This is a genomic window from Streptomyces sp. NPDC090088, from assembly GCF_044747345.1.
In the GTDB taxonomy this organism is placed as follows: Bacteria; Actinomycetota; Actinomycetes; order Streptomycetales; family Streptomycetaceae; genus Streptomyces.
In genome coordinates this window covers 33355-44860 of record NZ_JBIVDZ010000001.1, presented here as the reverse complement: position 1 = coordinate 44860, position 11506 = coordinate 33355, and the positions used below count along the sequence as shown (strand labels likewise).

8 protein-coding genes are annotated in these 11506 nt (G+C 74.1%); 6 read left to right on the top strand and 2 right to left on the bottom strand.

What is annotated here, in order from left to right; all coding sequences use genetic code 11:
- Positions 1 to 11 precede the first annotated feature (11 nt).
- The 4 genes from ACIPSJ_RS00165 (at position 12) to ACIPSJ_RS00150 (ending at position 7315) form a co-directional block, all read left to right on the top strand.
- The gene (locus ACIPSJ_RS00165; protein WP_401342286.1) at positions 12 to 2204 is read left to right on the top strand and encodes a CDP-glycerol glycerophosphotransferase family protein; all 2193 of its coding nucleotides are present in this window, start codon (positions 12 to 14) and stop codon (positions 2202 to 2204) included.
- Between the two features lie 2 nt (positions 2205 to 2206).
- On the top strand, positions 2207 to 4396 hold the full coding sequence (locus tag ACIPSJ_RS00160) for a CDP-glycerol glycerophosphotransferase family protein (protein ID WP_401342284.1): 2190 nt from the start codon (positions 2207 to 2209) through the stop codon (positions 4394 to 4396).
- 8 nt (positions 4397 to 4404) lie between these two features.
- Positions 4405 to 5676 (top strand): hypothetical protein, encoded by a 1272-nt coding sequence (locus tag ACIPSJ_RS00155; protein ID WP_401342282.1) that lies wholly within the window; start codon positions 4405 to 4407, stop codon positions 5674 to 5676.
- A gap of 139 nt (positions 5677 to 5815) precedes the next feature.
- Complete coding sequence (locus tag ACIPSJ_RS00150; protein ID WP_401342280.1) at positions 5816 to 7315, top strand: hypothetical protein; 1500 nt, start codon at positions 5816 to 5818, stop codon at positions 7313 to 7315.
- Here the strand turns inward: ACIPSJ_RS00150 and ACIPSJ_RS00145 are convergent.
- Complete coding sequence (locus tag ACIPSJ_RS00145) at positions 7302 to 7718, bottom strand: organic hydroperoxide resistance protein (RefSeq protein ID WP_359221015.1); 417 nt, start codon at positions 7716 to 7718, stop codon at positions 7302 to 7304. The genes ACIPSJ_RS00150 and ACIPSJ_RS00145 overlap by 14 nt on opposite strands.
- A 133-nt stretch (positions 7719 to 7851) precedes the next feature.
- On the opposite strand from ACIPSJ_RS00145, the gene ACIPSJ_RS00140 reads away from it, so the two are divergent.
- Positions 7852 to 8340, top strand: coding sequence for a MarR family winged helix-turn-helix transcriptional regulator (locus tag ACIPSJ_RS00140; protein ID WP_401342278.1), 489 nt, complete (start codon positions 7852 to 7854; stop codon positions 8338 to 8340).
- Between the two features lie 67 nt (positions 8341 to 8407).
- Here the strand turns inward: ACIPSJ_RS00140 and ACIPSJ_RS00135 are convergent, their stop codons facing one another.
- Positions 8408 to 9901 (bottom strand): glycosyltransferase family 39 protein, encoded by a 1494-nt coding sequence (locus ACIPSJ_RS00135; RefSeq protein WP_401342276.1) that lies wholly within the window; start codon positions 9899 to 9901, stop codon positions 8408 to 8410.
- A 370-nt stretch (positions 9902 to 10271) separates the two neighbouring features.
- On the opposite strand from ACIPSJ_RS00135, the gene ACIPSJ_RS00130 reads away from it, so the two are divergent.
- Positions 10272 to 11489 carry a glycosyltransferase 87 family protein gene (locus tag ACIPSJ_RS00130; protein WP_401344506.1) on the top strand — a complete coding sequence of 406 codons (1218 nt, stop codon included), beginning with the start codon at positions 10272 to 10274 and terminating at the stop codon, positions 11487 to 11489.
- The last annotated feature ends 17 nt before the right edge of the window (positions 11490 to 11506 follow it).

Below are 11506 nucleotides of genomic sequence, written 5' to 3'. Positions count from 1 at the left end.
GAAAGAGCAGCATGCCCCGCTTCAGCATCATCGTCCCGTCCCACGGGGTCGCCGGCCGGCTGTCCCAGGCACTGGACTCGGTCCTCGCCCAGTCCTTCGGCGACCTGGAGCTGATCCCGGTCTGCGACGCGCCCGACGCCCCGGCCGCCTCGGTCGCCGCCGGTTACGCCGAGCGCGACTCCCGGGTCGCCCCGGTGCACTCACCGCCGTCCGCCGGGCTGAGCGGGGCCCGCAACACGGGACTGCGGGCGGCGAACGGCACGTATCTGCTCTTCCTCGACGGCGACGACACGCTGGTCCCGGGTGCCCTCGCGGCGCTCGACGCACGGCTCACCGAGACCGGCGACGTGGACGTCCTGTACTTCGAACACGAGCGGACGCCCTGGTGGGAGGGCGAGCCGACCAACCCGGCGGCGCCGCTGCTGGCGGTCACCCCGCCGGGCGGATTCGCCCCGGACCGGGCACCGGCGCTGACCGGCGTGGCACTGCCCGCGTGGAGCGCGGCCTACCGCCGGGCGTTCCTCACGGACCAGCGGCTGCTCTTTCCCGACGGCCACTTCACGGACCTCGGCTGGGGTGGGCTGACCGGCATCGCCGCCTCCCGTCTCGCGGTGCTGCGCTCGGTGGTCGTACGGCACCGGCCGCGCCGGCAGGGCAGCCGGCTGAATCTGCCGGGGCCGCACCAGCGGGACCTCCTCGACCAGGTGGAGCTGGTGCTGGAGCGGGCCGCCGCGCTGCCCGGCGAGCGGGCGCGGCCGCTGTTCGAGCAGCTCTTCGGGGTGGTGCTGAAGACGGCCGCGCGGCCGGACCGGCTGCCGTCCGGGCACCGCGGCTTCTTCCGGCGGGCGGGCCGGCTGCACCGCAGGCACCGGCCGGCCGGGTTCCGGCTGCCCGGCGGGAGCCTCGGGATCCAGCACCGGCTCCTCGCGGCGGGCGCGTACACGGCGTTCCGGGCGCTGCGCGGCGCCAACCGGACGGCGGCCCGGGCGGCCGGGCGGCTGCCCCGCCCGCGGCTGCCGCTCACCCGGCTGCGCTACGCCCTCGACCTGCGCCGCCCGCTGGATGCGAACCTCGCCGTGTACTGCGCGTACTGGGGGCGCGGCTATGTCTGCAATCCGGCCGCGATCCACGCCGTGGCCCGCGTGCTCGCCCCGCACATCCGGTCGGTGTTCCTGGTCGAGGCCGGCCAGGAACACACCGTGCCCGAGGACGTCGAGTACGCGGTGATCGGCAGCCGCCGTTACTGGCAGGTGCTGGCCCGCGCCAAGTACCTGGTGAACAACGCCAACTTCGCCGAGGGAGTCGTCAAACGGCCGGGCAGCGTGCACCTGCAGACCCAGCACGGCACCCCGCTGAAGCGGATGGGCGTCGACCAGTCCACGTACCCGGTGGTCGCCGCGCAGACCGGCAGCTTCGGCAAGCTGCTCGGCCGGGTCGACCGCTGGGACTTCAACCTCTCCGCCAACCGCCACTCCACCCAGACCTGGGAGCGCGCCTTCCCCGGCTCGTACCGGACGCTGGAGTACGGCTATCCGCGCAACGACGTCTACTACACGGCCACCGCCCACGACGTGGTCCGCGTCCGGCGCGCACTGGGCGTCCCGGACGGGAAGACGGCCGTCCTGTACGCCCCCACCCACCGCGACCACCACACCGGCTTCGAACCGGGCCTGGACCTGGAGGCGTTCTGCGCGGCGGCCGGCGAGAACGTCGTCGTCCTGCTGCGCGCGCACTACTTCTACGACCGGGGGCGGCGGGCGGGCGGCGGCCGGGTCATCGACGTCACCGCGCACCGCTCGGCCGAGGACGTGTGCCTCGCGGCGGACGCGCTGATCACCGACTACTCCTCCATCATGTTCGACTACGCCAACCTGGACCGGCCGATCGTCGTGTACGCCGACGACTGGGAGGTCTACCGGCAGACCCGGGGCGTCTGCTTCGACCTGATGGCCGAGCCGCCGGGCCCGGTCGCCCGCACCCCGGAGGAACTGGCCCGGATCTTCCGCGACGGCTCCTGGGCGGGCCCGGAGTCCAAGCGGCTGCGGGCCGAATTCCGTACCCGCTTCTGCCAGTTCGACGACGGGCTGGCCGCCGAGCGGGTGGTACGGCGGGTGTTCCTGGGCCGGCCGCCGGAGGCGGTCCCGGCGGTGATCCCGCTCGCCGAACGCCTGCCCGCCCCGGCCGCGACCCTCGTCAGGAGCTGACCGTGCCCCGACTCAGTCTGATCGTCCCCTGTTTCCAGGTGCAGGGCTTCCTGCGCGAGTGCCTCGACTCGGTCCTGGAGCAGTCCTTCCACGACATCGAGGTGATCGCCGTCGACGACCGCTCCCCGGACGGCTGCGGCGCGATCCTCGACGAGTACGCGGCCCGCGACCCGCGAGTGAAGGTCCTGCACCTGCCGGAGAACGTCGGTCTCGGCCGCGCCCGCAACGCCGGACTGCCCTACGCCACCGGGGACTTCGTCTTCTTCCTCGACAGTGACGACACCCTCACGCCGGGCGCGCTGGGCGCGATCGCCGACCGGCTGGCGGAGACCGGCGACCCGGACGTGCTGGTCTTCGACTACGCCCGCACCTACTGGTGGGGCGGCACGCGCCGCAACGCGCTCGCGGAGGTCCTCGGCGCGACCTCGGAGGTGTTCACGGCGGACGAACACCCCGCGATCCTGGACCTGTTGATGGTGGTGTGGAACAAGGTCTACCGGCGGGACTTCGTCGAGGAGAACGGCTTCCGCTTCCCGCCGGGCTACTACGAGGACACCCCCTGGACCTTCCCGGTCCTGCTCGGCGCCGCCCGCATCGCCACCCTCGACCGGATCTGCCTGAACTACCGCCAGCGCCGCCAGGGCAACATCCTCTCCACCACCAGCCGCAAGCACTTCGACGTCCTCGACCAGTACCGGCGGGTCTTCGCCTTCCTCGACTCCCGCCCCGAACTGGCGCACTGGCGGCCGTATCTGCACCGGAAGATGGGCGAGCACTGCCTGGACATCCTCGCCAAGCCGGACCGGCTGCCGCCCGCCGCCAAGGCCGAGTTCTTCCGGCGGACGGCGGAGCTGTACCGGGCGTTCCGGCCCGAGGGGGCCGACTTGGGGGTGCTGGGCGGCACGTACCCGGCGTACCTGCTGCGGCAGCGGGCCGGACGGCTCGGCCGGGAGGGCGGCCGGCAGGCGCGGCGGGTACGGCGGACGGCGGGGGCACCGGCCCGGCGCGCGCTCACCGGACTGCGCGCCCTGCGCGGCCTGGACGAGGACCTGGTCCTGTACTCGGCGTCCTCGCACCAGGGCCTGCTGGGCGACCCGGTGGCCGTGTACGACAAGGCCCGGGAGATCGCCCCGCACCTGCGCGGAGTGTGGGTGGCGAAGGACGCGGAGGTGGCGGCCGGGCTGCCGGCGGACGTGGAGCACGTACTGCTGGACTCCCCGGACTACCACCGGCTCACCGCCCGGGCGAAGTTCTTCGTCAACGACGTCAACTGGCCGGGCGCGCTGGTCAAACGCCCCGGCAGCGTGCACGTCCACACCCACCGGGGCACCCCGCTGAAGTACCTGGGCGCCGACCTGCTGGGCAAGCCCGGCGCCCGGCTCGGCTTCGACGTGCCGCAGATGCTGCGCCGGGCCGACCGCTGGGACCACAGCCTGGTCGCCAACCGCCACTCGGAGCTGGTCTGGGAGCGGGCCTACCCCTGCCACTTCGCCTCCGCCCGCACCGGCAGCCCGCGCAACGACGTGCTGGTCAGGGGCGGCCGGTCGGACTTCCGGGACCGGCACGGCATCCCCGCCGACCACACGGTCGTGCTCTATGCCCCGACCCGCCGCGACTACGTCCGCGGCGGGCACGTCGAGCGGATCGACCTGACCCGGTTCGCGGCCGACCTCGGCGCGGGCCACACCCTCGTGGTCCGGCTGCATCCGTCCCTGGTGACCGGGCCCGCGCGCGGCCTGGGCCTGGCCGAGCTGCACCGGCGCGGGATCGTGGTCGACGCGACCGCCGAACCGCACGCCGCGCAGGTCATGCTGGCCGCGGACGTCCTGGTCACCGACTACTCCTCCCTCATGTTCGACTACGCCAGCCTGGACCGCCCGATCGTGGTGCACGCCGACGACTGGGCCACCTTCACCGCGAGCCGGGGCGCCTATCTCGATGTCACCGCCGAGGCACCGGGCCATGTGTCCCACTCCTACCGGGAGCTGGCGTGGCTGTTCGCCTCGGGCGGCTGGCGGGACGAGGAGTCCGCGCGGCTGCGGGCCGACTTCCGGTCCCGGTTCTGCGAATTCGACGACGGACGGGCCGCCGAACGGGTCGTACGGACGCTGCTGCTCGGCGAGCCGATGCCCGCCGACGGCGTACGGCTGCCGGAACCGGCCTCGGGCCACCGCCTGCCGGCGTCGACATGAGGCCGCGCATGGGGCCGCGCGCCTGGGTGTTGCTGCTGGCCGCCGTGTTCGCGCTGTGCCAGCTCGGCGACGTGACCGGCCGGGACACACCCGACTCCAAGAACTACGTGTCGTACGCGCTGGCCCTGGGCGGGGCGGGCGAACGGCGGGCGGCGGCCGAGACGGTCGACTGGGCGTGCGCCGGTGAGGCGTCGGCGGCGGAACGCGCGCAGCGCGTGGACGTGGTGCGCTTCCATGCGCCGAGCCCGGCGGGACGGGTGTTCGCGGACTGCTGGGACAGCGAACTGCGGCGCGTGGACCGGCGGTTGGACGCCGGGCAGACGGACGGGCACATCGTGCCGTTCGTCGGCCCCCGGCTGCGGGCCATCTTCGAGGTGCGCCCCGGCTATCCGGTGTTCCTGCTGCCGTTCGTCACCGTGCTCGGGGTGACCTGGGGGGTGTGGCTGGCGAGTGTGCTGGTCACGGTGGCGGGCGGGGTGCTGGTCTTCCGGGTCCTGCGGACGGTGTCGGTGCCGGTGCCGCTCGCGCTGACCGGGCAGGCCCTGTACTTCGCCCTGCCGGTCGGCACGACCGCGATGCGACCGATGACCGAGGGCCTGCTGCTGGCGCTGACCCTGACCGCCCTGTGGGGGTGCGCGCTGGCCCTCACCGGGCGGGTCCGGGCGGGCACGGCACTGGTGGCGGGCGCCCTGCTCGCGCTGTACGCGGTGAAGCACTCGCAGGCGCTGTTCCTCGGGGTGTGCCTGGCCGGGGCCGGTGCGGCGGTCGCGCTGTGGCGGCGCCGGCACGGGCGGCCGCCCGGGCGCGGGGTCACGGTGATCGCGGCGGCGGGGTGCGCGGCGGTCGCGGGCACGCTGCTGCTGGTACGGCTGCTGCGCTACCCCTCCGAGGCGGAGAGCGTGCAGGACCTGCTGACCAGCCACTACACCCATCCGGACCGGGTCCACCCATGGCGGGAGTTCCTCCATCTGGAGTGGGACTTCTGGGTGGAGTGGCTGCGCCGGCAGCTGACCGCACCGCTGTTCCTCGTCGCACTGGCGGCCGGGGCGCGGGGTGCGCGGCGGCGGCCGGCCTTCGGGATCTTCCTGCTGGCGGCGGCGGGCACCGGGATCCTCACCCAGGCCGCCCATCCCGACATCACCATCGGCGGCGACCGGCTGATCGTCCTGGCCTGGCTGCTGCCGGTGGTGGGGGTGCCGCTGCTGCTCGAACCGCTGGTGCGGCGGGGGGCGGCGGTGCCGGCGCAGGGCACTCCCCGGGCCGTCGGCATCACCCGATGACCGCTTCACCCGATGACCGGCATCGCCCGATGACCCGCTTCACTCGGTTACCGGCCTCACCCGATCAGGTGAAGGTCGGCAAAGCCGGCGGGGCGGGCGGGAAGGCTCGGCAAATGGTCCGACCTGTCCGTTCCCTCCGGTGAGCACCGGCGCCCTGGTCCGGCGCGCCACCGGCGGCTCCACCGCCCTGCGGGGCGGCCGGGTCCGCAGACTCACCCCGTACCAGGTCTTCGGCCTGCTGTTCTGGCTGCTGATGACGCTGGCGTACTGGCGGGTGCCGCCGTGCTGCGAGGCCGGGCAGCACGCGGCGGCGGTGGAACGGCTGCGGGCCGGTCTCACGGACGCCGCGGTGTCGCCGTACGTGCTCGCCCAGGGCGCGCTCGCCCGGCTGACCGGACTGACGGGATGGCAGCTGCTGCGCGTCTGCGGCCCGGTCCATCTGCTGGTGCTGCTGACGGGCCTGGGCCGGCTGGTCCGGGTGCTCACCCCGCGCCCCTGGGCACCGGTGCTGGCCCTGGCCTTCCTGGCCGTGCTGTGCGGCACGGAACCGGCTCCCGGCGCCGGCTCGCTGGCCCTGCTGCCGCTGACCGGGAGCCTCGGCTACCCGTCCGCGCTCGCCCTCGGCCTCACGTTCTGGGCCTGGGCCCTGACCGGCGCCCGCTCCCGCGACCTGCGCCGGGTGCGCTACGTCGGCCCGAGCGGGCTGCGCAGCCTCTCCGGATACGCGGTGCTCGGGGCGCTGTACGGGACGGTGGCGCTGATCGACCCGGTGATCGGCGTCGGCGCGGCAGCCGGGGCGGTGGCCTTCGTGGCGGGGTGGCAGCGGGGGTGGCGGGGCGCGGTGCGGTGGCGGTGGGGGGTGTTGGGCGGGGTGGCGGCCGGGGTGGTCGTCCTGGGGATGCACGCGGGTGTGCTGCCGCGGGCTTACGGGTCGTACGGGTCGTACGAGGGGGTGATCCCCCAGTGCTGGCTGGCGCTGATCGGGGTGCCGGCGCTGTGGCTGCGGGCGCGGCGGGCGGCCGGGCAGGCGATGCGGGGGCGGGCGGCGAGGGAGCGAGTGGTGCGGCGGCGGGCTGCGTGGCTTGCGGCTTGGCGCGATCCGCTCGTACTGCTGTTCGCTCTGGAGTCTCTGCTCGCGGTATACGGCCGACACGGCTTGGGCGAGCTGCTCGGGCCGGCGCTGCTGGCACCGCAGTGCGCGCTCGCCGTGGAGCTGGCGGCGGAACGGCCCTGGCCGGGGTGGCGGCGGGCGCTCGGCTGGGCCGCGGCGGGCGGGGCCTGCCTGGGCTTTCTGGCCGCGCAGGCCGGGGCGGTGGTCCCGCGTTCGGTGGACCCGGTCGGCTTCGTCCAGCCGCCGCGCTGGCCGTCGTACGACTGGGCGGCCCGGCACATCGGGCCCGGCGAGCCTGTGCGCACGGACGCCTACTACGCCGTCCGTCTGCTCCCCGGGTACGGCATCGAACTGGACGACGGCCACGACCACCGCCCCCGGGCGCGCTGGCTGCTGCTGACACGGCAGGAGCGGCTGCCCGCGGGGGCGGTGGTCGTGGACTGGAGCCGGCGGACCGGGGAGGTGCTCGCGCGGCTCACCCGTACGAGGGAGGTACCGGTGGCGGCTCGGCCGACTACTCGACGATGAGCTCGACCGGGATGTTGCCCTTGGTGGCCTTGGAGTAGGGGCAGAACTCGTGGGCCTGGTGGACCAGCTTCTCGCCGGTCTCGTTGGCGAGCTCCTCGGGAAGCTCGACGCGCAGGGTGACCTTGAGCGCGAAGCCGCCGTCGGACTCGTCCTTGCCGATGCCGACCTCGGCGGTCACGGAGATCTCACCGGTGTCGACCTTGGCCTGGCGGCCGATGGCACCCAGGGCGCTGGCGAAACAGGCGGCGTAACCGGCGGCGAAGAGCTGCTCGGGGTTGGTGCCCTGGCCGTTGCCGCCGAGCGCCGGCGGGAACGCGAGCGCGAGGTCCAGCTGCCCGTCCGAGCTGACCGCCCGTCCCTCCCGGCCGGTGGCGGTGGCGGCTGCGGTGTAGAGCGCGTCCATGGAAGACCATCCCTCTCGAAATTCGCTGGTTCGGCGTTCCGGCGGCCCTGTTCCGGCCGCCCTCACGACCACAAGTAGAGCACACAATTAAGTTGCGTACAACTGAATGGCTCGCAAGAGCTACGATTGAGCCATGACCGCGACGACCCCGACCCCAGCCCCCGCCCCCGCCCCCGAGTCGGAGTGGCTCCATCTGGACCGCCAGATCTGCTTCTCCCTGCACGCCGCGTCCCGCGCCTTCAACGGCGTCTACCGCGTGATCCTCAAGGACCTCGGGCTCACCTACCCCCAGTACCTGGTGATGCTGGTGCTGTGGGAGCAGGGCGACCTGCCGGTCAAGAAGCTCGGCGAACACCTGCGGCTGGACTCCGGCACCCTCTCCCCGCTGCTCAAGCGCCTGGAGACGGCGGGCCTGGTCCACCGGGAGCGCAGCGCCCGCGACGAGCGCTCGGTGGAGATCCGGCTCACGGAGAAGGGCGACGCGCTGCGCGAGCGGGCGCTGGAGGTGCCCCGCCGCATCGTCGCGGCGACAGGCTTCGACGTCGACGAGATCCGCGACCTCAAGGCCCGCCTGGACCAGCTGACGGGCACACTGGACGCGGCGGCAGCGGACGCCCCCTAGGGGCGCGGGGCTGTATCGATATGCGGCTGCCGCCGCGTGGGCGCGACCAGCCCCCACCGGCCGCAGATCACATGCGACCCTCCTCCCCCCGGATCGGCCGCACATACAACCGCAGCGCGACCCGATCCACCACGATCTCCTCCCGCAAGACGAACTGCTGGTTCAGCACGGCCACTTTCGCCCGCTCCGTCGACAACCGCGGCCGGTACCCGCTCACCAGCGCGTACTTCTCCACCACCGCCCACACCTGATCCACCCCGGCCAACCGCCGCCGCAGCGTCCCGGCCCCCACCTCGTGCCCGTACAACGTCCCCGAGGCCGGCCCCGGCTCGGCCAGGGCGACGTCCCACGTGGTCCTGAAGTCGGCCGGATAGGCGAGCTGCGTCCCGCGCGCGTGCGCCGGCAGGTACAGCACCGGGTCGCCCGGCCGCAGCGCCCGCGCCGCCGCCTCCGCGACCGCGCCGAGGTCGTCGGGCCGGGTGCCCGCGACCCGGTCGTGTCGCAGCAGCGGAAGCTGGTGGGTGAAGGCGAGGACGAGTGCCAGCACCCCGGCCAGGGTGAACGCGGGCGACCGGGACACCGTCGCCGTGCCGTGCGTCCAGAGCCGGCCCGACAGCCCGGCGACCCGGTCCGCGCCCAGTGCCACCAGCAGGGGCGCACCGGCGAGCGCGTACAGCACATAGCGGTCGACGTACAGCGGTGTGAGCTGCGAGGCCAGCATCAGCACCACCGGCGGCAGCACGGCGAGCGGCAGCGCGACCGCCGCGAGGGTCAGTTCACCGCGCCGGCCCACCAGCCGGGTCAGCCCGAGCAGCCCCAGCGCCAGGCACGCCCAGTACACCCCGTCGGTCGGTCCGAGGTACTGGCGCAGCAACTCCTGCGCGGTCTCCACGTCCGGCTCCCGCAACCACGCGACCTGGGCCGACTGCCTGTGCGAGGCGACGACCATCGGCAGCAGCGACAGCGCCACGCCCCCGGCCGCGCAGCCCCACCCCCGCCACACCCTTCCCGACGAACGGGCCAGTGCCAGAGTTCCCGCGTGCGCGAGCAGCAGCAGGACGGCGAACTCGTGCAGCCAGCAGGTCAGTCCGAGGACGGCGCCGTACCAGCACCAGGCCCGCCGCCCGCCCCGTTCCGCCGCCCGTACGAGGAGCAGCGTCGCTCCGGTCGCGCCCGCGGCGACCAGGGCGTAGGAGCGGCCCTCCTGCGCGTAGTGGCCGACCAGCGGGGTGAGCGCGTACATCAGTCCGGCCCACAGGCCGACGCGCGGCCGGGCCAGGCGGGTGCCGAGTGCGGCCACCAGGCCCGCGGTGACGGCGGCCGCGCACACCGAGGGCAGCCGGAGGTCGACCTCGCCCGGGCGGCCGGGGGCGGCACCGAGGACGATGTGCATCAGCAGGTAGTACAGGCCGTGCACGGCGTCGACCTCGTGCAGCAGCCGCCAGATCTGCGGCACCGTGCGCCGGGCGACCTGGTAGGTGACGGCCTCGTCGCGCCACATCCCGCCGCGGCGCAGTCCCCAGAGTCCGACCGCGAGCATCACCGCGGCGGGGACGGCCACGGCCGCTCCGCGGCGGCCGCGGCCGGGACGCCCGCGCGGCGATCCGCCCAACGGGTTCGGCCGACTCGTTGGAGTCGGCCGTCCGGTGTCCGTCGTTCGCGAGGTCCGCGGATGTGCTTTTACGAGAGGCCCGATACTCACCACGGCCCGATCTTTTGCGATTAGCCAACCTTTGCCGGGTATTGACGGCGTATCGGCATGGATACACCATCCGCGCGGCTTACGCTCACGGTTGATGAATCGCCGCTCGTACTTCCCGCTCCCCCGCGCCCCGTTCGCCTCGGCTGTTCGACTCCCGGGTCTCCCACGGCCCGTCCGGCTCCCCGGTCTCCTCTGCCTCACCGCCTTCTGGATCGCCACGCGCGCGCTGATGCTGTGGCTCCTCGTCCACAACAACGAGCGAGTGCTGGGACACGGAGCGGTCGCGCGGGAAGTCTGGCGGCTCTACTTCCACTGGTTCGGCGTTCTGTCGCACGGCGCGTTCCCGGCGCACGACACGTTGTGGCAGTACCCGCCGGGCGCCGGCGCGGTGCTGCTCGCGCCGGGGCTGGTGCCCGGGCTCAGCTACTTCCAGGCGTTCGTGGCGCTCACCCTGGCCACCGACGCGCTGATCACGGCGGCGCTCGCCCGCGCGGGCACGCGCCCCGGCCGCACCCTGCTCGGCGCGGCCCTGTGGACCGGCGGTCTCCCCCTCCTGCTGCACCTCCCGCTCGCCCGCTACGACGTGGTGGTCACCGCCCTCGCCGTGCTCTCCCTGCTCACGCTGTCGCGCTCCACGCGCGCGAGCGGGGTGCTCGCGGCCCTGGGCGCGCTGGTGAAGGTGTGGCCGGCGCTGGTGCTGCTGGGCGTCGAGCGCGGACGCCCCACCCGCACGGCATGGCGCTGGGCGGCCGTCACCGGAGGCGTGACGCTCGCCTTCTTCGTGCTGGCGTTCCGCAACCCCCTCGCCTTCCTCCGTCAACAGGGCGGCCGGGGCGTGCAGATCGAGTCGCTCGGCGGCACCGCGCTCAGCCTCGCGCGGCACGCCGGCTGGCCCGGCAGGGTCCGCTACCAGTACGGCGCGATGGAGCTGGTCGGCCCGCACGTGCACGCCGTCGCGACCGCCTCGCTCGTGCTCACCGCGGTCGCCTGCACGCTCCTGCTGCTGTGGCGCGTCCGCGCCCGGCACTGGACCGAGGCCACCCCCTACGACGCGGCGCTGAGCGCCGTGCTCCTCTTCACCGTCACCAGCCGGGTGATCAGCCCGCAGTACATGATCTGGCTGCTCGGGCTGGCCGCCGTGTGCCTGACCTCCCGGCACACCACCCAGCGCCCGGTCGCCGCGCTGGTCGTGACGGCGACCGCGCTCAGCTCCGTCGCCTACCCCGCCTTCTACTCGGAGGTCGTCGGCTGCACCTGGACGGGCTGTCTGCTGATGCTGGCCCGCAACGGGCTGCTGGCCGCGGCGGCCGTCCTCTCCCTCACCCGCCTGTGGCGCGCCACCCGCCGCCGTACGAACACGGTGAGCGGCCCCGCGATCGCCGGCAGCCGTCCCGGCCGTCCCCGGATGTCCGTCGCAGCTGCTTCACTGGGAGACGACCGCGGCTGAGGCAGACCACTGACGGA